The sequence below is a fragment of the Streptomyces sp. NBC_01232 genome (genome assembly GCF_035989885.1).
In the GTDB taxonomy this organism is placed as follows: domain Bacteria; phylum Actinomycetota; class Actinomycetes; order Streptomycetales; family Streptomycetaceae; genus Streptomyces.
Genome location: NZ_CP108518.1, coordinates 4,479,692 through 4,504,986 on the forward strand (window position 1 = coordinate 4,479,692; position 25,295 = coordinate 4,504,986).

23 protein-coding genes and 3 pseudogenes are annotated in these 25,295 nt (G+C 69.4%); 11 read left to right on the plus strand and 15 right to left on the minus strand.

The genetic code is table 11. The features are described from left to right. The first annotated feature begins 31 nt into the window (after nucleotides 1-31). Nucleotides 32-247 (plus strand): DUF6243 family protein, encoded by a 216-nt coding sequence (locus OG444_RS20680; RefSeq protein ID WP_327263577.1) that lies wholly within the window; start codon nucleotides 32-34, stop codon nucleotides 245-247. A 214-nt stretch (nucleotides 248-461) separates the two neighbouring features. Here OG444_RS20680 and OG444_RS20685 read toward each other — a convergent pair whose 3' ends face one another. From OG444_RS20685 to OG444_RS20720, 8 genes are all read right to left on the minus strand, one after another. Further along, complete coding sequence (locus tag OG444_RS20685; protein WP_327263578.1) at nucleotides 462-785, minus strand: hypothetical protein; 324 nt, start codon at nucleotides 783-785, stop codon at nucleotides 462-464. 104 nt (nucleotides 786-889) lie between these two features. After that, entirely contained in the window at nucleotides 890-1,753 is an 864-nt protein-coding gene (locus tag OG444_RS20690; protein WP_327263579.1) for an alpha/beta hydrolase, read from the minus strand. A gap of 327 nt (nucleotides 1,754-2,080) precedes the next feature. Continuing rightward, complete coding sequence (locus OG444_RS20695) at nucleotides 2,081-2,773, minus strand: response regulator transcription factor (protein WP_327263580.1); 693 nt, start codon at nucleotides 2,771-2,773, stop codon at nucleotides 2,081-2,083. A 91-nt stretch (nucleotides 2,774-2,864) separates the two neighbouring features. Then, entirely contained in the window at nucleotides 2,865-3,704 is an 840-nt protein-coding gene (locus OG444_RS20700) for a serine hydrolase domain-containing protein (protein ID WP_327263581.1), read from the minus strand. A gap of 13 nt (nucleotides 3,705-3,717) precedes the next feature. Beyond that, on the minus strand, nucleotides 3,718-5,049 hold the full coding sequence (locus OG444_RS20705; protein WP_327263582.1) for a DCC1-like thiol-disulfide oxidoreductase family protein: 1,332 nt from the start codon (nucleotides 5,047-5,049) through the stop codon (nucleotides 3,718-3,720). Beyond that, entirely contained in the window at nucleotides 5,046-5,678 is a 633-nt protein-coding gene (locus tag OG444_RS20710; protein WP_327263583.1) for a DUF5819 family protein, read from the minus strand. Before OG444_RS20710 ends, OG444_RS20705 begins: the two co-directional genes overlap by 4 nt. Before the next feature lie 11 nt (nucleotides 5,679-5,689). Beyond that, a complete protein-coding gene (locus OG444_RS20715) occupies nucleotides 5,690-6,004 on the minus strand; it encodes a hypothetical protein (RefSeq protein WP_327263584.1) in 315 nt (104 codons plus the stop codon). Between the two features lie 224 nt (nucleotides 6,005-6,228). Beyond that, a complete protein-coding gene (locus tag OG444_RS20720; RefSeq protein WP_327263585.1) occupies nucleotides 6,229-7,401 on the minus strand; it encodes a sensor histidine kinase in 1,173 nt (390 codons plus the stop codon). Nucleotides 7,402-8,396: 995 nt separating this feature from the next. On the opposite strand from OG444_RS20720, the gene OG444_RS20725 reads away from it, so the two are divergent. The 6 genes and pseudogenes from OG444_RS20725 to OG444_RS20750 all read left to right on the plus strand — a co-directional run bounded on the left by OG444_RS20725 (nucleotide 8,397) and on the right by OG444_RS20750 (nucleotide 14,235). Beyond that, complete coding sequence (locus OG444_RS20725; RefSeq protein WP_442810580.1) at nucleotides 8,397-9,362, plus strand: NAD-dependent epimerase/dehydratase family protein; 966 nt, start codon at nucleotides 8,397-8,399, stop codon at nucleotides 9,360-9,362. 127 nt (nucleotides 9,363-9,489) lie between these two features. After that, nucleotides 9,490-10,793 (plus strand): annotated as a pseudogene (locus OG444_RS20730) (glycosyltransferase family 2 protein); the annotation flags it as partial. Further along, a pseudogene (locus OG444_RS20735) lies at nucleotides 10,792-11,115 on the plus strand (helix-turn-helix domain-containing protein); the annotation flags it as partial. The pseudogenes OG444_RS20730 and OG444_RS20735, both read left to right, overlap by 2 nt. 266 nt (nucleotides 11,116-11,381) lie before the next feature. After that, the gene (locus tag OG444_RS20740; protein ID WP_327263586.1) at nucleotides 11,382-12,596 is read left to right on the plus strand and encodes an IS110 family transposase; all 1,215 of its coding nucleotides are present in this window, start codon (nucleotides 11,382-11,384) and stop codon (nucleotides 12,594-12,596) included. Nucleotides 12,597-12,811: 215 nt separating this feature from the next. Continuing rightward, nucleotides 12,812-13,087, plus strand: a complete 276-nt coding sequence (locus tag OG444_RS20745; RefSeq protein ID WP_442810581.1) for an excisionase family DNA-binding protein — start codon at nucleotides 12,812-12,814, stop codon at nucleotides 13,085-13,087. Then, complete coding sequence (locus OG444_RS20750) at nucleotides 13,087-14,235, plus strand: tyrosine-type recombinase/integrase (protein ID WP_327263587.1); 1,149 nt, start codon at nucleotides 13,087-13,089, stop codon at nucleotides 14,233-14,235. Before OG444_RS20745 ends, OG444_RS20750 begins: the two co-directional genes overlap by 1 nt. A gap of 141 nt (nucleotides 14,236-14,376) precedes the next feature. Here OG444_RS20750 and OG444_RS20755 read toward each other — a convergent pair whose 3' ends face one another. Further along, nucleotides 14,377-14,937 carry a hypothetical protein gene (locus OG444_RS20755; RefSeq protein WP_327263588.1) on the minus strand — a complete coding sequence of 187 codons (561 nt, stop codon included), beginning with the start codon at nucleotides 14,935-14,937 and terminating at the stop codon, nucleotides 14,377-14,379. Nucleotides 14,938-15,202: 265 nt separating this feature from the next. Here OG444_RS20755 and trhA point away from each other — a divergent pair, with 265 nt between their 5' ends. Both trhA and OG444_RS20765 read left to right on the plus strand, forming a co-directional pair. Beyond that, a complete protein-coding gene (gene trhA / locus OG444_RS20760) occupies nucleotides 15,203-15,988 on the plus strand; it encodes a PAQR family membrane homeostasis protein TrhA (protein ID WP_442810769.1) in 786 nt (261 codons plus the stop codon). A 547-nt stretch (nucleotides 15,989-16,535) separates the two neighbouring features. Then, nucleotides 16,536-17,747 (plus strand): PP2C family protein-serine/threonine phosphatase, encoded by a 1,212-nt coding sequence (locus OG444_RS20765; protein ID WP_327266871.1) that lies wholly within the window; start codon nucleotides 16,536-16,538, stop codon nucleotides 17,745-17,747. Between the two features lie 120 nt (nucleotides 17,748-17,867). Here OG444_RS20765 and OG444_RS20770 read toward each other — a convergent pair whose 3' ends face one another. The 3 genes from OG444_RS20770 to OG444_RS20780 all read right to left on the minus strand — a co-directional run bounded on the left by OG444_RS20770 (nucleotide 17,868) and on the right by OG444_RS20780 (nucleotide 20,892). Further along, the gene (locus OG444_RS20770) at nucleotides 17,868-18,206 is read right to left on the minus strand and encodes a MerR family transcriptional regulator (RefSeq protein WP_327263590.1); all 339 of its coding nucleotides are present in this window, start codon (nucleotides 18,204-18,206) and stop codon (nucleotides 17,868-17,870) included. 1,893 nt (nucleotides 18,207-20,099) lie between these two features. After that, entirely contained in the window at nucleotides 20,100-20,303 is a 204-nt protein-coding gene (locus OG444_RS20775; protein ID WP_030242128.1) for a cold-shock protein, read from the minus strand. 250 nt (nucleotides 20,304-20,553) lie between these two features. After that, nucleotides 20,554-20,892: a MerR family transcriptional regulator gene (locus tag OG444_RS20780; RefSeq protein ID WP_327263591.1), complete on the minus strand. Its 339-nt coding sequence runs from the start codon at nucleotides 20,890-20,892 to the stop codon at nucleotides 20,554-20,556. A 1,015-nt stretch (nucleotides 20,893-21,907) separates the two neighbouring features. Between OG444_RS20780 and OG444_RS20785 the strand changes: the two are divergent. After that, nucleotides 21,908-22,299, plus strand: a pseudogene (locus OG444_RS20785) (ATP-binding protein). Between the two features lie 48 nt (nucleotides 22,300-22,347). Further along, a complete protein-coding gene (locus OG444_RS20790; RefSeq protein WP_327263592.1) occupies nucleotides 22,348-22,707 on the plus strand; it encodes a hypothetical protein in 360 nt (119 codons plus the stop codon). Between the two features lie 104 nt (nucleotides 22,708-22,811). Here OG444_RS20790 and OG444_RS20795 read toward each other — a convergent pair whose 3' ends face one another. The 3 genes from OG444_RS20795 to OG444_RS20805 are packed head-to-tail and all read right to left on the minus strand — an operon-like array spanning nucleotide 22,812 to nucleotide 25,140. Further along, on the minus strand, nucleotides 22,812-23,123 hold the full coding sequence (locus tag OG444_RS20795) for an SCO5918 family protein (RefSeq protein ID WP_327263593.1): 312 nt from the start codon (nucleotides 23,121-23,123) through the stop codon (nucleotides 22,812-22,814). Nucleotides 23,124-23,174: 51 nt separating this feature from the next. Further along, on the minus strand, nucleotides 23,175-23,579 hold the full coding sequence (locus OG444_RS20800) for a CBS domain-containing protein (RefSeq protein WP_327263594.1): 405 nt from the start codon (nucleotides 23,577-23,579) through the stop codon (nucleotides 23,175-23,177). A 46-nt stretch (nucleotides 23,580-23,625) separates the two neighbouring features. After that, nucleotides 23,626-25,140, minus strand: coding sequence for a DEAD/DEAH box helicase (locus OG444_RS20805; protein WP_327263595.1), 1,515 nt, complete (start codon nucleotides 25,138-25,140; stop codon nucleotides 23,626-23,628). Nucleotides 25,141-25,295 lie beyond the last annotated feature (155 nt).

A 25,295-nucleotide genomic window follows, 5' to 3' on the forward strand; every position in this document is an offset into this window, starting at 1 on the left:
AGATCACTGCACATCATGACCGGGAGAACCCATGACCGTGAGCAAGAACATCAACAACCCCGTGGGCCAGGGAGGCGGCCAGCGCAAGAGGCTGTCGCGCGCCGAACGGCAGAACAACGGTCCGCACCGCAACCTCGACCGCCGGGGCGCCGCCGACCAGAAGGCGGAGCTGGTGCGCAAGATGCGCGAGAAGGCCGCCGCGGCCGAGGCCGCCGGGCAGACGGGCGAGAGCGCCGCACAGAGCTGACGCGCCGCCGCCGCAGGGCGGCGGCGCACGACGGCAGGGCCCGGACCGCGACGCGCGGTCCGGGCCCTGCCGTCGTATCGGGATCGGCCCCGGGATCGGTCACGGCAGAGCCGGGCTCGAAAGCCGGCCCATCGGCGCGCCCGCTCACGGCCCGGACCCGGCCGGGGGCTCCGCGTCCGCCGGGGCGGACGACCTTTCGCCGCGGCCGCCCGATCTACCAGGCAGCCCGCAATGCCGCCGCGATCTGAACGACATCCAGGTCGACGATCACCTCGTCCGTGTCCCACACGCCGCCCGAGGTGATCGCCATGCCTATGAAGGCCAGCTCGGCAGCGGCCTCGCGCAGTTCGTACTCTTCGCGGCTCTCCTCGCAGGCCCCGCCCAGTTCCTCACGTTCCCAGGCGGCGACCGCAGCCTCAGCGACGGGCCGGGGCAATCGCACCTCGATCCGGCTGATCCGGGGCTCGAGATGAGCCCCGACCGCGGCCAGCACAGCCCGGTCCCGCCGGTACCTCTCGTACTCCTCGCGATCTCCCACGGGCCGAGGGTACCCAGGCCCCACGGCCGGCCGGCCCGGCACGGGAGTCCGCCGACGGCCGGTGGTGGCCCCGCACCCCAGGCGTCCGGGGTGCGGGGGACGCTTCAGACGAGGCTCGTCAGCAGTTCCGCGAAGATCCGCGGCCGGCTGAAGTAGCCGATGTGCGAGGCCGCGAGGGTGTGCACGTCGAAGGGGTTGTGCGGGGTCAGCGCGTCCGCTGCGCGGATCATGTGGTCCTGGACGGCCAGGGCAAGGCTCCGGTCCGCGGAGAGCCGGACGTACGTGTGCGGCACCCGCCCCCACGTGCCGGCCCGGACCAGCGCTCCCGGCTCCATCACCGAGTAGGTCTCGTCAGGGTCCAGGGAGTCGAGCAGCAGCCGGAACTGGTGGTCGGTCGAGTCGGCCATGATGGCGGCCTTCAGCACGGCGAACAGGTCCGGATCGGCGTGGGCGGCCCGCCAGTTCAGCCGGACCACGCCCGGATCGCGTACGCCCGGCACGGTGATCCGGGCCACTGCGGCGTTCAGCAGGCCGTCGTCGGCCACATCCCACGTCCCGGTGAGCATGGCCGGGTCGCCGAGGCAGAGCGCGGAGAGGTAGACCACCCGCTCGAGCAGCTCCGGTGCGGCGTTGGCGACGGCGCTGATCGTCAGACCGCCGAGGCTGTTGCCGACCAGGACGATCGGGCCCGAGGCCGCGAGCCGCCGCAGGGTGTCCACCACGTGGCGCACGTTGTCCTCCAACGTGACACCCCGCAGCGCGGAGGGTGCGGCGGCGAGCGCCGTGACGTCCTGGGGCTGCCGGTAGTAGGCGGCAGGGGTGTCGGCGAGGTCGCCGTGGCCGGGCAGGTCGACGGCGTGCGAACGGTACCCGAGCAGGGCTAGCTCGTTCTGCAACGGGCCCCAGGCCCGGGCATTGCTGGAGCCGCCGTGAACACATACGAAAATGGGGCGCGAGTCGGCGCGCATGGTGAAGATCCTCGTCATCCAGAGGTGAACGGTGGACGTGGGACCAGGTGCCGGCGACGGCCGGCACCACGGTCAGCGCGTCGACCGGTCGCGCAGGGCCTGCCGGTTGTGGATGACGGAACACATGCGGGCAACCGTAACAGCCGGCCACACCCGGCGCGGCCGTGCGACGCCTCGTCATACGGCGGCATCGCGCAGGGACAACGCAGAAGGCCCAGGTCACCGACCTGGGCCTTCTTGTGAGAGCGGATGCCGTCCGGATCGAGGCTCGGCCTGGCAGTTGCCTGCCATCCCGTGACGGGTGGCGAAGCCGGCAGGCTCCCGGCGTCATTGCGTGGACGGGCTGGTGAGGTCGTCGTGTCCCCGGTCCGGCACGTTGTTCACCAGGAGCCCGTTGCGCTCGGCGGCCAGGGCGGCCTGTACCCGGTTGGTCGCTCTGAGCTTGGCCAGGATGGCACTGACATGTTCCTTCACGGTGCTGAGACTCGTGTAGGTCTTGACGGCTATGGCGGTGTTGGTCAGCCCCTCGGCGAGCAGCCCCAGGACTTCGTGCTCGCGCTCTGTCAGCTGCGGCCGGGGTTCGCCCGACGGCAGGCGTCCATGCAGGGCGAGATGGCCGTCGATGACGGTGTTCCCCGGCCGGGGCGAGAGGGCGACACCGCCGGAGGCGATGAAGCGCACCATCGGTGCCAGGTGTTCGGGTTCGGTGTCCTTGAGCAGGAAGCCCGCCGCACCGGCCCGGAGGGCGCTGGTGAGGTGCTCGTCGGTGTCGAAGGTGGTCAGCATGCACACAGCCGGCGGATCCGGGAGTTCCCGGATCCGCCGCAACACCGTGAGCCCGTCGACGTCCGGCATCCGGATGTCGAGGAGTACCGCGTCGGGCGCCCGTTCGGCGATGGCCTCGATAGCACCTGATCCGCTGGTCAGAGCGATGACATCGATGTCACTCTCCGTCGAGAGGATGCGTTGGAACCCGGTCCGGATGAGGGCTTCGTCGTCCACGATTACAACCTTGATCACCAGGCACTCCGCTCACACACCAGCACGGTGTCACCGGCGGCCCGGCCTGATGACGCCAGAGATCATACTGGCGGCCCGGGTGCCCGACGCGTCACTGGCCCGAGAGGCGGGAGGCCGCGAGGGCCTGGCCGCCCAGACGGTCCGTGTCGGTGGGGGATCCGCCGAGCCGGTGAAGGAGTACCCATCGCCCGTCGGGGAGCGTTGCCGCGAAGACGGACGCTCCGTCAGTGGCACCGTTGTGCCAGGTCACGGCGCCGGTCTTCTGCCAGGTCGGGGCGGGCGGCCCGAGGAGTCTGTCGACGAGCAGCCCGGTCAGCAGTTGGGCGGCCGCCCGGGGAGTGGCCCAGAGGCCACCCGCGGGCAGGATGGCGCCATCCATGGTCCACGGCGTCCGGGGGCGGTTCAGCAGGCGGGTCGTCGCGAGCAGCCGCTGCTCGGCCGGGGGATGTGCCGTCATCTCGTTGATGCCCAGGGGCTCCAGGACGTAAGTGCGTACCACCTCCTCATACGGGACCCCGGCCGCCGCGGACAGGGCTGAACCGAGCAGCGCGTAACCGAGGTTGGAGTACTCCTCGGACGCGCTGGGCGGAGCCGTGGCCATCTCGCCGAGACCGCCGAGCAGCGCGTCCAGGGCGGCCTGGTCGAAGCCGCCGTACGGGTTCCTGCGCGGCAGGCCCGGGGGCAGGCGGGGCAGCCCGGACGTGTGGTCCGCCAGGTGCCGCAGGGTGATGCCGCTGCCGGGCGGTGTGTCGAGCCAGCGTTCGATGGGATCGTCCACGCCGAGGACGTCGGCCTCGGCCATGCGCATCAACGCGGTGCCGGTGACGACCTTGGTCAGCGATCCGATCTGGACGTAGCCGGAGATGCTGTGGCCGTGGGTGACACGGGGTTCGATTCCACTGCCGAGAAGGCAGCTGGGTGTCCGGAACATGGAAGGTCCCCTTTCACGGGCGGGTGCTGGGGCCGGGCAGGGCGCAGGCTTCCGAACTGCCGGGCATACGCTGCCTATTGTTCGCCACCCAGCGGTAACCGACTGCCGCGCAAGCCCTGATGCCGGGCGTGCGCAGCAGGGCCGCTGCCAGCCGGTACCCGCGTACGGGCGAGTCCCGTACGAATTCCGCCAGCGCCTGCGCCCCGCCGGCCAGGACACGCCCGTCCAGGAGGAGGAGTACCTCCCGGTCCAGACGCTCCGCATGCGGGTCGGCGACCTCGTCCGGGAGTGACTGCCAGGGCACGGCACGCACCGTGGGCCGAGCGCCGGCGGTGATCCGATTCACGGTGGCCTGACAGAAGCCGCAGTCCCCGTCGAACGCCAGGACGGCGTCGGCCGGGACGGGCTCGCGGCGGCGCAGGGCCGCGCGGGCCCGGTCCAGGGCGGTCTCCAGCGCCCCGCTCAGGAACACGAGGTCGCACGCCACCATCGTGAGGGCGAAGCCGGTCAGGCCCATGACGACGCCGATGGACACATGGAAACCGATGGAGACGACGGCAGCCCAGGGCCGCAGCCGCGGCACGAGGATGCCCATGGGGAAGTACACCAGGAACAGCGTGGTGGAGTACGTCCCGATGAAGACGAGATAGTCGTTGCCGAACACCAGCTCGGACACGCCGGGGAGGTTGAACTCGGACACGCGCAGGACGTAGAACAGCGCCGTTCCGTCCTGCCACATGCGGCCCTGCACCTTGTACAGCCCGCTGACGACGTAGACCAGGCACATCTGGACGGCGATGGCCAGTACACCAAGATTGTGCAGCGGTGTGGACAGCGACCGCAGCACTGGGGGAACGCGCCGGGCGAGCGCGCGGGCGAGACCGGTGGGGTAGGAGAAGCGGTCGTAGCAGCGCGTCAGCAGGAGCATCGGGATGACGAGATAGGCGAGGTTGTCCCCGCCGTCGAGCAGTACGGGCTGACGCTGGTAGACCGACCACAGGAGGGCCCAGTGAACGGCGAGGCCGAGCCGGCCGCCGACACCGCAGGTGACCGCCAGCGCGGCCAGCATCCCCGCGTGGAAGACGATTTCGAACCACAGCGTGGAGTCGCTCAAGGTATAGAGGCTGAAGGTGCCGTTCTCGTGGATCTGGGCGGTGAAGTCCGCCCAGGGCAGCACCCCGGCCGGACCGAAGAGGAACCTCCGGTCGCCGTACTGGCTCGCGTAGTACATGAAGCCGACGAAGCCGAGCAGCATGCGGGTTCCGCTCACCCCCAGCACGCTGAGGGGTCGGCTGCCGACCGCGTCCAGCCGTTCGAGGAGCCGGTTCGTACGGGTACGGCTCACAGGAGATCCCCGGCCTTCATCCATTCCATGTCGTAGGCGTCGACCTGGCCTTCCGCAGCGGGATCGTGCCGCTCCGACCACGGGGGGAGCGTCTGGATGTACATGCGGACCTGCACCTGCTCGGGAGGGGCGCCGTCGCCGCACGTGTGGGCGGGCAACTGCGTGAGGGAGTAGCGGGAAACGAAGCGCAGGGCTTCCTGCTGGGAGGTCTTCTCGTGGGGCATGAGGGGCAGTTCGGTCTTGTTCTTCGCCCGCTCGGACTCCCGCAGCCGGGCCAGCACGGCGTCCGAACCGCTCAGCTGCTGCATGTTCCCGGTCACCAGCCGGGACATGCGCGAGGGGAAGAACCTGCTGCTCTGCGCCGCTGCTATGTACTTCGCCGTCACGTCGTAGAAGGAGGTGACCGAGCCGTCGCGGCATTGCGCCCGGGCCAGGATTCCCCTGTTCTCCGACAGCGGGTCGGGTGCGAAGAGCATCCAGTTCTGGGCGGAGTACGGCTCCAGATAAGTGGCGACCTTGTTGTAGTGCCGGATCTTCATCGGTGTGAGGGGCATCTGGGAGAAGGCTGCGGCGGCGAAGTGAAGGCCCAGGAGGGCGGCACCGATGAGCAGTGCCGCCCTCCTGGTCAAGCGGTGATCTCTCACTTGTCGAAGACCGTCTCGACGGACGTGCCCTCGGGGATGCCGGCCGGGCTGACGCCGCCGGTGAACTGGCTGGCGGCATCGGCCACCGACGGGCAGGCGGCCTTGGCGTGCACCCAGGCCTTGCCGGCGAACTTGCCTGCAGCCTTGCCGACGAAGGAACCGAAGCCCATCGGGCCGTTCTGGGGTCCGTCGACGGAAGCGACCGCGGCAGGAACCTCCTGCGCAGTGGCGGCCTGCGCGGACCCCTGGGTGGTGACGACCAGGGCCGCACCGCCGAGGGCTACACCGATGCCTGCCAGTGCCTTCTTCATTTCCTCAACTGCCTCTCTCGTGGATCTCTGCCCGCCCGGTTCGAAGTGGGATTCGCCGCGCGGACCATTTCGGGTGAGCGGCGTGCGGGAGCACGCCGGCGCCACTCGACGATCATGATTTCGGCACCGTCCGGCCGTTCGGTACCGGCCACTTGGCCGGACGAACCCGCCAGCTGGCTTCAGCGGGCGCGGAGATGCGCGGGAGGGGCCGGGGGCAGGCCGACTCAGGGGGACGTGGCCTCGGCGGCGTGCCGGGTCGGGAAGGAGGCGGTCACGAGATGCCCGCCGTCGTCGGTGGGGCGGGCCTCGAAGGTACCGCCGACGAGGTGGGCGCGTTCCGCCAGCCCGATGAGGCCGTAGCCGCCGGAGGGCAGGTCCGGGTCGGGGTGCGGGTCGGTGAGGCCGGGCGGGCCGTTGTGAATCCGGAGGCACAGGTGTCCGTCCGACTCGTGGAGCCGCACGCTGACGACGGCCCCCGGCGCGTGCTTGCGGATGTTGGTCAGAGCTTCCTGGACCGTGCGGTACACCGCGTGCTGGACCAAGGTGGGCCACCGGCTCGGGGAGCCGGTGGCAGGCTGAAGGAGGCGCGGGTCGATCCGCGCCTCGACCTCGAGCTGGCACTCGCGGATGAGCTGCGGCAGGCCGGCGAGCCGGGGCTGGGGCGCACCGGTGTCAGCGCGGTTGCCGCCGTCCCGCAGGACCCCGACCACCTGGCGCAGCTCGTCCAGAGTGCGGGCGGCCATGGTGCGCACGGCGCAGGCGGAATCCCGCACCGCGGGGTCGGACGTGGTCATCTGCAGTGCGGCGGCCTCGACGCTGATCAGGCTCACCTGATGGGCCACGACGTCGTGCATCTCACGGGCCAGGCGGGTGCGCTCGGCCACCAGCAGCCGCTCCGCCGACAGTGCGTCCTCGCGCGAGCGTGCCGCGGCGAGGTCGGCGACGCGTGCAGTGAGTTCCGCGCGGCTGCTGACGAGCAGGCCCAGCGTGACCGGCAGGATGGCCTGGGCAACGGCGTCCATCAGGATGAAGTAGTCGGTGGGGTTGTCCCACGTGGCTTCCTCGGGGTTCAGCGTGTAGCCGCTCCAGAGGAGGAACACGACGGTGCACACGGTGACCACGCGGCGACGGGTGGCCATGAGCGCCACCGTGTACAGCGCGATCATGCTGGGGATGCAACTGTCCAGGTACATCCCGGGCAGGGTCGTGAGGAACGTGGCGATCGGCCAGCGACGCCGGGCCAGCACGACCACGGGCAGCGCGCACAGGGCCACCGTCGCCCAGAACAGCTTCCGGGAGTCGTTCGTGTCGGCGTACGCCCATTCCAACTGGACGGCGATGTCGACGGTGGCGGCGCACGCCGGGAGCAGCAGCCATAGGGCCTGGGATGCCCTCACCTGCCGATTTGCTCCGAACACCCGTTTGCCCCTTCGAAGTTACTCGTTGGTTACTTTTCGACTATAGGGCCAGCCGGCTGGGGGTCCTCCCGGTGGTTTCGCGCTCGCCCGCCAGGTGCATCGAGGACGACTGCCGGAGTGCGCCGGAGGTGGAGGCGTGGCGCCGGCCGGGCGGCGATGGCAGCGAGCGCCGACATGCTCGCCGGAGGCTGACGGTGCTCTGGCGGCAGGACGCGTCCGGTGAGGTGAGCGCTGTCCTGTCGGGGCAGCCGCTGCGGCGGGACTCGGATGGCAGCGGAAGGCGTGCGAGGCCCAACCCGGCGCTCCACTGGGTCACTTATCGCACGCGAATGGCACGCCGGGCCGGAGAGGTCTGGACAACCACGAAGGCCCAGGTCGTTGACCTGGGCCTTCGTTAAAGAGCGGATGACGGGAATCGAACCCGTGCCACAAGCTTGGGAATCTACTGCGCGGAACGCCTCTACATAGCATCTGACCTGCGAAGATGACCCCAAGGCGTGGGTGATGAGGGGGGCGTACCGGCCCCCTGCTGACCGCTGCTCACCGCCCCGGAGGGCACGGCTGGGGCACGCACCGTGTTGAGCGCGCTGCGCCGGCCCCGACGGCGTGTCCGGAGTCGTTGGCGACGCATGTGCCCGAGTGCTTGGCCGGGGGCGCGGCCTCGTGCCTTCCAGCCGTTGACGCGCGCGGCGGCGGCTCACACGGGCGAGTGACGCGGAAATCTGCGCTGATTGTGTCGCAAGGGCAAGGGAGCCTTGGGCCGACGGCGTGTGGCGCGCTGGACCTGGCAGCCAATCGGCGTAGCCCGGATTTGCGCTGCATAAAAACGTCTTACGTATGTCCATATTCTTGCCTGAGTTTCCCCTGAGCCCGCTCGATTCCTGGAGAACCGTATGCGCGTTGCCGTCACCGGTGGCGGTGGATTCCTCGGGTAGCATCTCTGTGAGGCCCTGCTCAGGCGTGGGGACTCCGTGGTGTGTCTGGACAATTTCTCGACAGGCGAGCCCGGGAACATTGCACACCTGCTGCCCAATCCGGCCTTCGAATTCATTCGTGCAGATGTCAGCGTCTCCGCGGAGGTTCCTGGCCGGGTCGACGCCGTTGCCCACCTGGCGAGCCCGGCGTCGCCGCCCGACTACCTGCGCCAGCCGCTGGAAACGCTGGCTGTCGGCAGCAGGGGGACGGAGAACGCCCTCCGGCTGGCGCTGCGCCACCATGCCCGGTTCATCCTCGCGTCGACGAGCGAGGTCTACGGGGACCCGCTGGTCCACCCGCAGGACGAGGACTACTGGGGCAACGTCAATTCCGTCGGACCTCGCAGCGTGTACGACGAGGCGAAACGATTTGCCGAGGCGATCTCGGTCGCATACCGCCGCACCCACGGTCTGAATGTCGGTATCGCACGGATCTTCAACACCTACGGTCCGCGCATGCGCCCGCACGACGGACGGGTGGTCTCCAGCTTCATCACCCAGGCCCTCACCGGCGAACCCCTGACCATTTACGGCGACGGAAAGCAGACCCGGAGTTTCTGTTACGTCGACGATCTGGTCCGCGGTCTCGTCGCCCTGCTCGACTCCTCCGAGGCCGGGCCCTTCAACCTGGGGAATCCGGTCGAGCGAACGGTCACCGAGCTCGCCGAGATGGTGCTGGAACTCACCGGCTCGCCGTCGGAGATCCAGTACCACCCGCTCCCCGTCGACGACCCGACCCGCAGGCGCCCGGTCATCACCCGGGCGCGGGACGCACTCGGCTGGTCGCCCGAGGTGGACATCGAGGAGGGGCTGCGCAGGACGAGCGCATGGTTCGCCGCCCGTCCCGCCGACCTCTCGGCCGGGGCCGCCGCGATCCGCGGCGGCCAGGAGGACGGGATGCCGCCCCCCAGGAAGTACGCCGGCGCCATGTCCGTCACGGCGGAATCCGTCCCCGCGCAGGCCTGAACAACCCGGATCCTCCACCTCCGGCGGGGAGCGGCGTGACCGCACGCCCTCCCCGCGCCCCTTTCCCGACAAGGCGGCCGTGAGGCTCTCGCGGCGCCACACCGAGATCATCCCGGAGCGCGCTCACATGACCCCGACCCAGCCAGGGCTCGTACGCGAGGCTGCCGCGACCGACGGCCGCATCCCCGGCCCGTCCGGAGAGCAGGCCACACTCAAGGACCAGATTCGCGAGCTCTCCCGGGGTCGGGTTGCCGAGGTTCCTCCCGACGGGCCCGTCTTCGCCGAGCCGCGCCGCGCCCTGGAAACCCGCCCCACGAGCTTCGTCCGCCAGTTCGGGACAGCCGACCGGGTCAAGGTGGCGGCGCTCACCCTGGGGTGGGTGGGCTGCCTCGTCTGGTTCTGGGTCTGGTGGCTGAGTCCCGAGCACCGGATCGGCTGGGTGGGCCTGGCCGTCAACAGCGCGCTGCTGCTCTACCTGGCGCTGCTGCCCGTGCACTTCCTGGTCGCGGTCGTCCGCCTGCGCCGTTTCGACTCGCAGATCGAAGTCCCGCTGGTGCGTGCGGCGTTCGTCGTCACCCGCGCCCCTTCCGAGCACTGGGACATCGCCCGCACCACGCTGGAGGCGATGCTCCAGCAGGACTATCCCCACCCCTACGACGTATGGCTGTGCGACGAGGACCCCTCCAGCGACGTCCTGGACTGGTGCGAGGCGAACGGCGTACGTGTCTCTGCCGCCGGGACCGACCGGACTACCACCGGCCGACATGGCCCCGCCGCACCCGCTGCAAGGAGGGCAACCTCGCCTTCTTCTACGACCACTGGGGCTACCGGGACTACGACGTCGTCGCCCAGCTGGACTGCGACCACGTGCCGAGCCCCACGTACCTGACCGAGATGGTCCGTCCGTTCTCCGATCCCGCGATCGGCTACGTGGCCGCCCCGAGCGTGTGCGACGCCAGCGCCGAAGTCTCCTGGTCCGCCCGCGGCCGACTGCACCGGGAGGCCGTCTTCCACGGGGCCGTTCAGCTCGGCCACTCGGCCGGCCTCGCACCCTTGTGCATCGGCTCCCACTACGCGGTGCGTACGGAGGCGGTCCGGGACATCGGCGGCATCGGGCCCGAACTCGCCGAGGACTTCTCGACCACGTTCCTCATGAACTCGGCCGGCTGGCAGGGATCGTTCGCCATCGATGCCCATGCGAGCGGCGACGGCCCCGTCACCTTCGCCGCCATGGCCACCCAGGAGTTCCAGTGGTCCCGCAGCCTAGCGGTGATGCTCTTCGGGATGCTGCCACGCCACCTGAGCCGCATGCGGGGCTGGCTGCGCCTGCGGTTCGCCTTCGCCCTCTCCTACTACCCGTTGCTCGCCGCGACCACGACGATGGGGCTGGCTCTGCCTCCGGTGGCGGCCGTCACCGGTCTGCCGTGGCTCCGCGGTCTGGCGCATTGAGAACCGCAAGCGCCGGATCAACCTCGACGAAGCCATCGGCTTCGCCGAGATCTTCGGCGTCCCGCTCAGCAACTTCGTCGGACCGCCCAGCCTGGCGGCCATGGACCGCGCCATGGAGCTCATCGACAACGTGGTGGCCATCTACCGGGCCTCCGCGCGCGCCGGCTTCGAAGCCACCAAGGCGCGAGACGAACTCGCGGCCTACCTGGATGACCATCCGGAGATCCGTGCCGAGGCCGACGTGATGGTCTCCAACGCCATCGCCGCCGAGATGCAGAAGATCAACACCGAGCGGTACGGGCCGCCCCCGTTATGTTTTTCGCGGTCCTGCAATGGGGCCGCTGGCCTCCGGGCCCGGTATGACTGTGTCCCCTCTGTCGAACGGATGACCTGGGGGGTGGTGTCGCCGGGTCCGTGGGGTGCCGTCGGAGACGCTGATGAGAGACCCGACCACCGCCCGGCCCGGCGCAATGCCGGGCAGAAGCGTGGGCGGCAGGTCTGCATAACGTGGATGCGCGAGCACGGTGCCAACGCAGAGGCCGGCCAGGTCAACCACCCAGGAGGGGTGCGATGTTAGACACCGGCGATGTGGGCGTCTTCCTGGGTATGGACGTCGGCAAGACCGCCCATCACGGCCACGGGCTGACGCCGGCGGGCAAGAAAGTCTTCGACAAGCCGATGCCCAACAGCGAACCGAAACTGCGGGCCGTCTTCGACAAGCTGATCGCGAAGTTCGGCACGGTGCTGGTGATCGTGGACCAGCCCGCATCGATCGGCGCTCTGCCGCTGACCGTCGCCCGCGACGCGGGCTGCGAGGTCGCCTACCTGCCCGGACTCGCCATGCGCCGGATCGCCGACCTGTATCCGGGAGAGGCAAAAACCGACGCGAAGGACGCGGCGGTGATCGCGGACGCCGCCCGCACCATGCCGCACGTCCTGCGGTCGCTGGAGCTGACGGACGAGATCACCGCCGAGCTCACGGTGCTGACCGGCTTCGACCAGGACCTCGCCGCCGAAGCCACCCGCACCAGCAACCGGATACGCGGCCTGCTCACCCAGTTCCACCCGTCGCTGGAGCGCGTTCTCGGGCCCCGGCTGGACCACCCGGCCGTCACCTGGCTCCTCGAGCGCCACGGATCTCCGGCCGCTCTGCGCAAAGCCGGCCGCCGCAGACTCGTCGAACTCATCCGCCCGAAGGCCCCACGCATGGCCGCGCGGCTGATCGACGAGGTCTTCGACGCTCTCGACGAGCAGACCGTCGTGGTCCCGGGAACCGGCACCCTCGACATCGTGATCCCGTCCCTGGCGGCCTCGCTCGCGGCGGTTCACGACCAGCGTCGGGCACTGGAAGCCCAGATCAGCAGCCTGCTGGAGGCTCACCCTCTTCACCCGGTCCTGACCTCGATGCCGGGAGTCGGAGTCAGGACCGCCGCCGTCCTGCTGGTCACCGTCGGCGACGGCACCAGTTTTCCCAGCGCCGCCCACCTCGCCTCCTACTCCGGTCTCGCCCCGACGACGAAGTCGTCCGGGACCTCGATCCACGGCGAACACGCACCACGAGGCGGAAACCGGCAGCTCAAACGCGCCATGTTCCTCTCCGCCTTCGCCTGCATGAACGCCGACCCGGCCTCCCGCACCTACTACGACCGGCAACGCGCCCGCGGGAAAACCCACACCCAGGCTCTCCTCCGCCTCGCCCGCCAACGCATCAGCGTCCTGTTCGCCATGCTCCGAGACGGCACCTTCTACGAGTCCAGAATCCCCGCCGTCACCCTCGCCGCATGACCATCCCAAACGGTCCCATACCCGACACCACGTCCTTGACGAAAGACATAGAGACACCCCCCCCGTCGAGTAGCCGCCGTTCCCGTCCCGCTTCCCTGGGCCGCAAACCCCCAGTGCGCAGCGGAATCGCCCATCCCATCCCTGAATGACACACCGGCCCGGCTCTGGGGGTTGCCGCCCCCGCCCACGTCCGCGGCCAGAAGCTGGAGCACTGCTTGCGCCACACGGCGATACCCCACGCCTCCGTCCAGCGACCCCGCGACGCCAAGGAGGTGACCACCCCCGACCCCCTCCTGACCGTGGAGCAGGCCGCCGGACGCCTCGGCACCGGCGTCCGCTTCATCCGGCGCCTCATCCAGGAACGCCGCATCCGCTACGTCAAGCTCGGCAAGCACGTCCGCATCGCCGAAAGCGTGCTGGCCGCGTACATCGACGCGAGTACCGTCCCCACCCTCCGCGAAGCGCGTTCCCGCTTCGGGAAGGCGGCCTGATGGCGGCCCGCAAGCCGCAGCGGCGGCGCGAATTCGGCACCACCCGCCAGCTTCCGTCCGGTCGTTGGCAGGCGCGCTACTGGGCACCTGACGGCAGCCGCCGAACGGCCCCGGAGACCTTCGCGACGAAGCCCGACGCCCAGGACTGGTTGACCCTCACCAAGGCGGACATCCAGCGCAACCACTGGACCGACCCCGACGTGGGCAAGGTCAACTTCGAGGCGTACGCCCTCAAGTGGGTCGACGAGCGGGGCCTGGCCGCCACCACGGACGAGCTGTACCGCCGCCTCCTGCGCCTCCACGTCCTTCCCGGCTTCGGTGACCTCGACCTGGACGAGATCACCCCGCCGGCCGTACGGACCTGGCGGGCCGAGCGGCTGTCCGCCACCGGCGCCACGACCGTCGCGAAGTCCTACCGGCTGCTGAAGGCCATCATGGAGACGGCGGCCGACGACGAGCTGATCCGCCGCAACCCGTGCCGCATCAGGGGCGCGGGCAGCGAGCAGGCCAAGGAGCGCTCGACCGCGACCGTCGCCCAGGTCGATGCGCTTGCCGAGGCCATGGGCCCGCGCTGGCGGCTGATGGTCTACTTCTGCGCCTACGGGCCGATGCGCCCGGAGGAGCAGGCGGCCCTGCGCCGGACCTCGGTCACCCTGGACCCTCTCGCCGTACGGATCACGGCGGCGGCCCCGGAACTGAACACCGGCCGCCGCGTCGAGGGCGACACCAAGTCGGCGGCGGGCGTCCGTACCATCCATCTGCCGGCCTTCCTCTCCATGGAGGTCAAGCGGCACCTGGACTGGTTCGCGGAGAAGGAGCCCGACGGGCTGCTGTTCATAGGGGAGAAGGGTGCGCCGTTCCGGCGCACGACCTTCGGCCGGAAGTGGGCCAAGGCCCGCGCGAAGGTCGGCCTCCCGAAGGACTTCCGCTTCTACGACCTGCGCCACACCGGGCACACCCTCTCCACCCAGTCCGGCGCGACCCTCAAGGACACGATGGTCCGCGCCGGCCAGTCCTCGGAGAAGGCCGCGATGATCTACCAGCACTCCGACGACGAACGTCAGCAGGAGGTCGCCGGGGGCATCGACGCCTGGGTACGCGCTGCCCGCGTCAAGGGAGCGGTGAAGAGGCAGGCGAAGGGCGCTTGACGATCGGGTGGGGGAGGGGAGGGAGGCGTCTCGCCTTCCTCTCCTCACCGGCTCTCCGGGTGCCGTTGGACCCGAACAGCAGCGGCGGCGCTCGTCGATGGCCCGTGTACGGCCGTGCTGTGTCGAGAGGAAACCTGGCGCTCAGGCACGCCTCCATGCGTCGAGGAAGGCTTTCCGTTCAGCCGGATCAGCTGATTTGTGGTCCGCGTGCAGGACCCGCCAGGCGGTGAGTTCGAGATCCCGGAGCCACAGCTCGCCGATGACCTGCGTCTTGAGGTCGGGGAGGTGGTCGGATTCGGCGAGCGCCTGGCCGATTACTTCTCCGGCTGCGACGCGCTGGGACGGGGTCATCTCGTCGACAGCCGAGAGGATCTGACCGGCCAGACCGGTGCCTTCTCCGGCCAGCGAACTCAGCACGAACGTCTTGATGTTGGCGGGCAGCAGGTAGAGGGAGCCTGAGGTCCTCCACAGGTCCGACCAGAAGCGTTCTCCGGCCTCGGTGGGAGCGGGGAGCGCGGCCAGCAGTCCGAGGAGGTGCGCGGTGGCCGCGTACCCATCGGAGTGGGCGGATGCGACGACGGCGATGTCGGCGACACGCTCCACGTCGATTCGGCCCGCTTCGAGGCGTGGGTCCAGCCCCAGTCGCTGTTCCAGCTGGTGGGAAAGGGGGGCGGATGCGTGGGAGCGGAACTCGGGAAGCATCGGCGGTCCTTGAACGTAGGAGAGCGGAGAGGCCCGTTCGGAAGCCCTGATCGTTCCCATGGCCCGCCGACTTACACGACTTCCACGGCCCCAGTTGGGGGCAGGCCTCCAGGACGGGAACCACGGGGCGGCTGAACAGACCATGTCCGGCGGTGCCGGCCCGGTGGTCCGAGGCAGGCCTCGGGCCATGCTCCTGCGGGCAGGCTCCTAACATGAGCACGTGGTTGCCAGTGACGCCCAGCAGTCCGAGGAAGGAAGGGAAGCAGTGTCCCGCGACGACGTCGAAACCGGCGGTGTGTCTTCCGCACCGACGGTCGGAGGATGCGAGGCAAGTGGTCCTCCCTCGGGATCGCACCGTGACAAGGCCGCCGAGGACTCCCACCCGGTTGCCGACCTGGTCGAGCGAGCGGCCGATCTGGTGGAGCCGATCAAGCCGAAGCTACGAGGCTGGCTTCACGCCGGAATGGTCCCCGCATCGCTGGCCGCGGGCATCGTCCTCATCTGCCTGGCGGGGACGCCGCACGCCACCCTGGCCTGCACCGTGTACTCCGTCACCGCCTGGATGCTGTTCGGGACGAGCGCCGTCTACCACCTGGGCACGTGGGGACCACTCGGTGAGGCCGTTCTGCGTCGCCTCGACCACGCCAACATCTTCCTGATCATCGCCGGCACCTGTACCCCGCTTGCCGTGCTTCTTCTCCCCCCTGACCAGCGGTCCGTCCTGCTGTGGATCGTGTGGACGGGCGCTCTGGCCGGCATCGCCTTCCGTGTCCTGTGGGTCGAAGCTCCCCGCTGGCTGTACACCCCCTGCTACCTGGCCCTGGGCTGGGCACCGGTGCGTTACCTGCCCGACTTCCTGGACAGTGGTGGGACGCCCGTACTCGCCTTGATCGTGACCGGCGGGCTTCTCTACAGTGCGGGCGCGGTTGTCTACGCCCTTCAGCGCCCCGACCCCTCGCCCCGCTGGTTCGGCTTCCACGAGGTCTTCCACGCCCTGACCGTGGCAGCCTTCACCGCGCACTACATCGCCATCTCGTTCACCGTCTACTGAGCACGGCAATGTTCCGACCCGGGGCTGCTGTCGGCGTGGGGCGGGCGAGTTGCCGACCGGCTTCGGGTCAGGGTGCGAGGGGGCGGCGGAGGGAGAGGTAGTAGTTGCCGACGGCGGACAGGTAGCGGTGGTCAGCCGTTTCACCGTCGGTGGTGAGGCACCCTGCCCGGTTGCCTCTCACCAGCGCATACACACCGATTCCGGCAACGCGCCCCGTATGGGGGTGGTGCGCTGTTCGGGTGAACCAGTCAGGCAGTACGGCCTGCAGGGGCAGTAGCAGACACCCGGCGTGCGGGTGCTCGGGCAGGGTTGAGAACCGGTCGGCCCAGCGGGTCCCTCGGATACACGGACCAGCCTTCGACGAGGCAGTAGTGGACGACCGCAAGGCCTCGGGCCGGGGCGCTCCGGGAACAGGGTCAGGGAGCAGTTCTCGTGGCGAGGCCGGATCCCACGATGTCGGAGGAGGAGAGGAGCGGCCATGCCACCAACTGAGGAGCGGGACACAGACGTCCGTCGGGGGCGCGCCGACGGCGAGCGGCAGACGGAGATGGACCTGGCCGGCGCGCTCGCGGCGGCGGAAGCCGCCTCCCCGGTGGAATCACTGGACGTTGTGGCGCGGATGCTCAAGGACCGTCTGAACGCTGCAGCGGTCTCGTTCCTGATCGTCGACTTCACCGGGTCGTCGGTGGTGCGGCTCGGCGCGGCTGACAGCGTCGAGTCCGACGAGCCCCCTGAGCGGATCGCTCTGCCCGGCACCCTCTACGGGGACGTGCTGCGCACACAGCGGCCGGCCTCGCAGCGACAGAGCGGAGGCGGCCCCGTCAGGGTCGTGGCACCCGTCACCAACCGCGGCGACGCCATCGGCATGCTCGAGCTATTCCTGCCGGATCACCCCGACGAGGACGCGATGCGGCAGATCGGCGCGACCGCGCACGCCCTGGCCTACATCGTCATCGCCAACCGGTCCTTCACCGACGTCTACCAATGGGGCCGCCGTACTCGGCCCCTGAACCTGGCCGCAGAAATTCAGCACCGGCTCCTCCCCGCCTCACTGGCATGCGAGGCGGCCCAGTTCGCGGTCGCCGGAGCACTGGAACCGGCGACGCACGTCGGCGGCGACACCTTCGACTACGTCGTCAACCGCGACACCATGCAACTCTCCATCACCGACGCCATGGGCCACGACGTGGAAGCCGCCCTCCTCGCCACCCTGGCCGTGGGCGCCCTCCGCAGAGCCAGACGGGCCGGCGCCCAGCTCGAAGAACAGGCTCTCGAGGCCAACCAGGCAGTCATCGACAACGGCAGGCAGGGCTTCGTCACCGGGCAGCTGCTCCGCGTCAGCCTGCTCGACGGGACCACCCAGTTCATCAACGCGGGGCATCCCCGGCCGCTGCGCCTGCGACACGGAACGGTTGACGAGATGATTCCCGAGGCGGACCTACCCTTCGGTGTCCAACCCCGTACGGCCTACCGGGTGCAGCGGCTGGACCTGCAACCAGGGGACCGGCTCGTGATGCTCACCGACGGCATGCTCGAGCGCCGAGCTGTGCATGCCGACCTGCCCTACCTGATCGTGCGCACAGCCGATCTCCACCCCCGCGAGGCCTCCCGGGCCCTGGTCGCAGCGGTGCTGCACGCCCACGGCGGCCGCCTCCAGGACGACGCCACGGTCATGTGTCTGGACTGGCACGGCACCCATCAGGCCACGCGCAGCGCTGACGCCGGGGCGGATCTCACAGAAGCATCAGCGCCTGAATAGCACTCCGTCCACAACCCAGCTTGCAGCCACGGTCCGACGATGACGGACCGAAGCGGGGTGGTTGCGCGAACGTCGCCCGCTGAGCGCGGCGGCATGCCGATGCCTGCGGGCACCTTCGCCTCAGGCCGAGGGCGGCTGTGCGGATGATTCGGCGGCGCGGCGGTATTCGGCGTTGATGCGCTGGGCTTCCTCGAGCTGGTCTTCGAGGATGATGATGCGGCAGGCGGCCTCGATCGGGGTGCCCTGGTCGACGAGTTCGCGGGCGCGGGCGGCGATGCGCAGCTGGTAGCGGGAGTAACGGCGGTGGCCGCCCTCGGAGCGGAGTGGGGTGATGAGGCGGGCTTCGCCGATGGCGCGGAGGAAGCCCTGGGTGGTGCCGAGCATGGCGGCGGCCCGGCCCATGGTGTAGGCGGGGTAATCGTCGTCGTCGAGACGGCCGAACGAGTCGTCTGCTGTCATTGAACCTCTCTCATGGAACGCGTGGAGGGGCCCTGGTGCCGTACGGCACCAGGGCCCCGAAGGAACTACTACACCATCTGTCGGCCCTGATACTGCGCCGACCCTGTGTTTCCGCCGACCCGGCCGACACGCTGCCGGGAATGCGGGGATCGCGGTTGCTTGACCGGAGACCACCTCACTATCGATGTCCTGCGGTACCCGGGCTCAGACTTCCGCCCGGGCGATCCTGATGGTGCTCGGCTCCTCCGTTCTTCCCTCGGTGATCAACTGATTACTGCTTGCACTGCTCATACCGCGGTACTGCTGGTGGCCTGACCCAGCGCCACTCTCCGGCAGCCAGCCCCGTCGCCCATCCTGCGTCTGCTCTGGCTTAGAACCCCACTGCCGAACTTCCCGGTGCGCGCGCCCGCAGCCGACGCCTTCACCGAGGTGCTGCTCACTTACTTCACTGCTGGGTACTGCGAACTGCACTTACTTCGGGTACTGCTACTGCGTTAACTGCGGTACTTCTCTCGGCGGCCCCTGATCACTGCGGGCCCCCCGGTCCGGTCGTCAGTCCCGTCGCCGTCCTGCAACAACCCTGGCTTCGGAACTCCACCACCGCACCGTCCTGCGAACTGCAACTGCGGGTACTGCTGCCCGGCAGTTCGTCTCTGCCAGGCCCTGCTGTCTCTCTGGGTTACGAGAGAAACCATAGCCAGGCCACCGCCCAATGTCTACTCCAGCCGTCATAGATTTTTGGATGGCGGGCGAGGAGGTAATCGAACTCGAACGCACGGCCGATGCCGGGTCTGCAGATGCGCAGCACAAGGAGCGGCTGGGGGAGGCAGTGCTGCCCCGGGCGGAGGGCAAGGTCGTGATGGGCCCTTTACGCCGGCTTCCGGCACGGCCCTACTGCTGGTCGCCGCCGTATGCGGGCTGCCAGAACGGCAGGTGCCAGGGCGGCAGGGCCCCCGGGCCTGGGGGCGCTCGGGGCAATCCCCGAGACGGCTGTCCACCCCGCACCGGTGTCCTGGAGGTTGGAAGAATCGTTTTGACGAACGTGACGGATGATCATGGGGCGAACTCCAGCCGCGGCGCACGGACCGACGGTGGCAGCCGCAGAGCGGTTGGCTGTCTTCCGGAACACGCGCGCCGAAGGCCTTCCCGTAGCCCGGCACGCGCCCGTGACCAGATCCCCGGAGAAGCCGCGAACCAGGGCGCACTCCTCTACACGCAGCTCGTTGAGGAACGGGCTGTCCGCGGCGCCACCGTCCCCCGCCGCTCCGACCCGCTGTGGCAGCATGTGGCCTCTCCCCAACACCTCGGGTGCGAGACGGAGAGCACCTGGCGCCAGCTCCACCCGGCGGGGGAGCGCCGCCCTGTGGAAGGCACGGCCGAGTCGGTTCATCCGGAGGCTCTCACGTGATCCACGCTTCTCTGGTGTGCCGGGGCTGCTCCGGCACCCTCTACGCCGTCTCTACCATCTGCGCCCCTGCCGCACGGTTGCCCACCTGGGAAGTCGACCATGACCACACCCCGACCTCATGTCCCCTGAGCCCTCTCCTGCCGCTGCAAGGGGTGGCCGCTCACGTCTACGAGCTCCCCGAGGCCCCCCGCGTCCTGTCCGAGCCGGCCTGACACGATCCCGGCTCGTCGCCACCGCGCTCCGGCACGCCGGCACGGTCACCTCCATGAGCTCCGCGCGAACCGCCTCGACATCCAGGTCATCGTCGAAGACCCACGTCGCCCCGGCCTGGACGCAGATCAGGGCCGCGCAGCAACAACTGCGCGGCCCTGATCCGGTACGCCTCGGATCCCGCCGACATCGCAGGCGTCCGCTGTTCGGGTCGAGCGGTGCGGGCTACAAGGGCAGTCTTACGTGCCGGTCTCGGTGCCCGCGCGTGGTGAACGTCAGGCCGGGGTGATGTTCTCGGCCTGGGGGCCCTTCTGGCCCTGGGTGACGTCGAACGTCACGGCCTGGCCCTCCTGGAGCTCGCGGAAGCCCGAGGAGTTGATCGCGGAGTAGTGGGCGAAGACGTCCGGGCCGCCGCCGTCCTGGGCGATGAAGCCGAAGCCCTTCTCCGCGTTGAACCACTTCACAGTTCCCGTAGCCATGTCTCGTGCCTTCCAGTCGATGAATGCCTCCCACGACGTGCGGAAGGCGGAGGTGATCGCCCTGGTTCCTGCGGCACAGCACAGCAAAACGCCCACGCCGAAAGCGTGGGCAAAGGGAACTTCCGAACCACGACAGCTGACGCAGACGGTACACGCCGACAACGGGCTGTTACCAGAGGGAAATGAGCGCGCGTCGTGCCCCGACATGCACGGGTGGGCGTGCCCGCCGAGACCGGCGGGCACGCCCACCTCAGGCCGCTGTCCGTGGATGCACCTCGGCCGCTGCGCGACGGTACTCGGCGTTGACGCGCTGCGCTTCTTCGAGCCGGACTTCGAGCATCACGATCCGGCAGGCCGCCTCGATGGGGGTGCCGTGGTCGACGAGTTCGCGGGCGCGGGCGGCGATCCGCAGCTGAGATCGGGAGTAGCGGCGGTGGCCGCCGGCGGAGCGGAGTGGGGTGATGAGGCGGGCTTCGCCGATGGCGCGGAGGAAGCCCTGGGTGGTGCCGAGCATCTCGGCGGCCCGGCCCATCGTGTAGGCGGGGTAGCCGTCGTCGTCGAGACGGCCGAACGAATCGTCTGCTGTCATCGCACCTCACTGCGAAACAGGTAGAGGGAAAGGGGGCGCAACGCGGGGAGGGGCCCTGGCGCGTACGGCACCAGGGCCCCGAAGGAACTGCTACACCATCTGCCGGCCCTAGTCCTGCGCCGGCCTACTGTTTCCGCCGACCCGTCCGAACGGGGACAGGCTGTGCGGGGATCGCGGTTGCTCGACCGGAGACCACCTCACTATCGATGTCCTGCGGTACCCGGACTCACGACTTCCGCCCGGGCGATCCTGATGGCGCCTCAACTCCTCCGTTCTTCCCTCGGTGATCAACTGCTACCAAACGGGAGATACTGCGAACTGCGGGTTACTGCGCTTACTGCTGTACTGCGGGAACTGCACTCACTGCGGTACTGCTGGTGGCCTGACCCAGCGCCACTCTCCGGCAGCCAGCCCCGTCGCCCATCCTGCGTCTGCTCTGGCTTAGAACCCCACTGCCGAACTTCCCGGTGCGCGCGCCCGCAGCCGACGCCTTCACCGAGGTGCTGCTCACTTACTTCACTGCTGGTACTGCTCTCGGCGGCTCCTGATGACTGCGGGCCACCCGGTGCGGTCGTCAGCCCGTCGCCGTCCTGCAACAACCCTGGCTTCGGCACTCCACCACCGCACCGTCCTGCGCACTGCACCTGCGGGTACTGCTGCCCGGCAGTTCGTCTCTGCCGGGCCCTGCTGTCTTTCTGGGCTACGAGAGAAACCATAACCACGCCACCGCGCAATGTCTACTCCGGCCGTCATAGATTTTCGTGCCCGCAGAGGAGAGCTAGACCTTCGCGGTCGGTCCAGGATGCGCAGAGAGGTTTGCACAGCAGGTCAGGGGCTCGGGAGCTTCGCAGCCGAGCGCGTGGGGTCCCCCACGTCTCGTCGACTGGCATCGCGCTTCGACTGCTCTTCGATCCCTTCTCGGAGACCTGAGTCGGGTTGGCGTGCAGTGGGGTGGGGCTCAGGGGGCAGGTAGGCAAGGGCCGGACGTGGACGATGCAGAGACCAGGGTGACCTGATGAACACGATGGCCGAGAGCGTCACAACCGTGCTGTCCACGGTGGCTGTTGCAGATGCACGCGATGCCGCGCGAGCCTTCCTCGACCGTCTTCGTCATCCGGCGATGGCCGCAGAAGCGCAGACACCGTGGTCTTGGTCGTGTCCGAGCTCGCCACGAACGCCGTGCGCCACGGCGGGGGCACCTGCACCTTGGAACTGACGGCCCACGCGGAGAGCGTCGAGGTGGACGTTCACGACTCCAGCCTGCACGCGCCGCGTATGCGCACCCCTGACCTGTACGGCGGCACCGGTGGATTCGGCTGGCCCATGGTCAACCGCCTCGCCCGAGCGACCGCTGTCACCCGTCGGGCCTCCGGTGGGAAGACGGTGAGTGCTCTTCTCGACCGGTAGTCCTCCCGGTCGAGAGAACGGGACGACCGGTGCATAAAATCGGCTCCCATGTCGAAGCCTGACGAGCTGCTCGTTGACGTTGCCACCCTGGTGGAGTTCGGGCAGAGCAATCAGATGTCCCTGACCGTTGTCACCGGTGGCGCTGTCATCACCGGTCGGCTGGCACCCGAAGCCGTGTGGAGGCAGCGGGTGTCGGAGGTCCTGACGGATTCCCCCCGCCTGGGCGAGTTCGCCGCCATCTTCACCGCCACGACACCCCACGAGGGACCGCCCACTCACCTGCACTTCCATGTAGCCCGCATCCTTCAGGGCACGGTCGGGATCCCGGAGACGGGTGGGATGTATCGCGTCTCGATCGCGGATGTCAGCGCATGGACCATGGGCGACTTCAGCTACTCCGACCACTGACCCGACATCGCGTGGAAACCCCTGGGTACGCGGGAGGGCCCGACCGGCGTGTGCCGGTCGGGCCCTCCTTGCTGTTCGGTGTCGGCTCGCGCCGGTCCTGTCCGTCAGACGGTCACCGGGATGCCGAGCATCGCGGAAGCCTGCTGGAGCGGGCTGAGGACGCGCGTGGGCACGGTGGCCCGGGGGAGGCCGCGGCAGGTGAACCCGAGCTGGGTCATGGCCCGGAGGACTTCACCGGCGCTGAAGTCGCGGCGGTCCTGGCGCGTGATGACCTGACCGACCTGCTTGACGGGGTAGGTACGGCGCCCGATGATCACGGACTCGCCGACGACCTGTTCGGGCTTGATGCCCTTCATCGACTCCAGGACACCGCTCTTGGTCAGGTCGAACGGGAAACGGGCGATGACACAGCGCATGTTGCCTCACAGGAAGAAGAAAGGGGGACGGTCGTGCCGTGGTGAGGCGGTTCAGCGTGCAAGGGCGAGGACGCCCAGGGCACTGCCTTGTTCGTCGACGACCGGCAGGGCATCGAGCCGGCGGTAGCGCATCGCGTGCTCGGCTTCGGCCATCGTGGTCAAGGGCGAGGTGACCGGCCCGCGGTCTCCCAGGAGGTCGCGGAGACGGACCTGGTCCGTGTACGCCGCGCTGTCGCGGACGGTGGCGAGCCTGGCCTGGGTGACCAGCCCGGTGCACAGGCCGTCCTCGTCGCAGACGAGCAGATGACCCGCGCGGGCACTGGCCATGACGGCCAGGGCCACCTCGACCGTCATGTCGTCACAGACCTGTGGACCGGCCGCCTCCATCGCGTCATCCACCGTCCGGTGCACAGGGTTGGCGTTCGCCGAGCGGGGCTGCATCTGGACCAGCGTCAAAACGTGCCTCCTACAGAGATGGGTCAGTTTCCTGATCACGTGGTTCTCAGGCCGCCGCATCGAAGGCGGACTGCCGCACGCTCACGCGCCGGACCGTCGAAGCGGGCCGTCGCCTGCCGCGGGAGGCCGCGCTGCGCTTGGCGCGTTCGACGACGGGTGCGGTGATGACGACGGGGATGCCGGAGGGGGCTTGGGCGCCGGTGATCCGGTTCAGTGCCTCTTCGCCGGAGCGGACCTGGGTGGTCTGCGGGACGATGCCGGCGGCGGCCATGAGGCGGGTCATGTCGCGGCGCTGGTTGGGGGTGACGAGGGTGACGACGCTGCCTGACTCGCCGGCGCGGGCGGTGCGGCCTCCGCGGTGGAGGTAGTCCTTGTGGTCGGTCGGCGGGTCCACGTTGACCACGAGGTCGAGGTGGTCGACGTGGATGCCGCGGGCGGCGACGTTGGTGGCGACCAGGACGGTCACGTGTCCGGTCTTGAACTGGGCGAGGGTGCGGGTGCGTTGGGGCTGCGACTTCCCGCCGTGCAGGGCGGCGGCCCGGACACCGCTGTTCAGCAGGTCCTGGGTCAGCCGGTCGACGGCGTGCTTGGCGTCCAGGAACATCATCACCCGGCCCTCGCGCGCCGCGATCTCCGTCGTCGTCCGGTGCTTGTCGGCACCGTGCACGTGCAACACGTGGTGCTCCATCGTCGTCACCGCACCGGCCGAGGGATCCACCGAGTGCACGACGGGGTCGGTCAGGTAGCGGCGCACCAGCAGGTCGACGTTGCGGTCCAGGGTGGCGGAGAACAGCATCCGCTGACCCTCGGGGCGCACCTGGTCCAGGAGGGCGGTGACCTGCGGCATGAAGCCCATGTCGGCCATCTGGTCGGCCTCGTCCAGGACGGTGATCGCGACCTGGTTAAGCCGGCATTCGCCACGGTCGATGAGGTCCTTCAACCGGCCGGGCGTAGCCACGACGACCTCTGCACCTCCGCGCAGCGCTCCGGCCTGCTTGCCGATCGACATGCCGCCGACGACCGTGGTCAGGCGCAGCTTCACGGCGCGGGCGTACGGGGTGAGGGCGTCGGTCACCTGCTGTGCCAGCTCGCGGGTGGGAACGAGGATCAGGGCGAGGGGCTGGCGGGGCTCGGCGCGCTGCCCGGTGGTGCGGGCCAGCAGCGCGAGACCGAACGCGAGGGTCTTGCCGGAGCCGGTGCGCCCGCGGCCGAGGACGTCGCGGCCTGCGAGGGTGTTGGGCAGGGTGGCGCCCTGGATCGGGAAGGGCACGGTCACACCCTGCGCGTCGAGAGCGGCCAACAGCTCGGCCGGCATGGCCAGGTCGGCGAAGGCCTCGACGGCGGGCAGCGCGGGAGTGACGGTCTTCGGCAGGGCGAACTCGCCCTGTACTCCGGCGGGCCGGCGGCCGTAGCCGCCCGAGCGGCTCGGACCTCCGGAACGGCTCGGGGCCGACGAGCCGAAGCGGCTGCTCCGCTCCGAACCGGCGGCAGCGCCGAAAGCGGGGCCGCCGGTGCGGCTGCGGGTGCGGGAGGAACGGTCATTCGTACGAGTGCGGTTCATTCGGAACCTTCCTTGATACGGCACGTATCAAGGAATTCCCGCAGTGGAAACGGAGTGCAGGGAATCGCAAGAACGGGCCGAATGGAATGCGAAAGCGACTCTGGACTGCAGGGATTCTGTCCGGTCGCAGGCGCTGAGATGGGGTGGCGTCACGT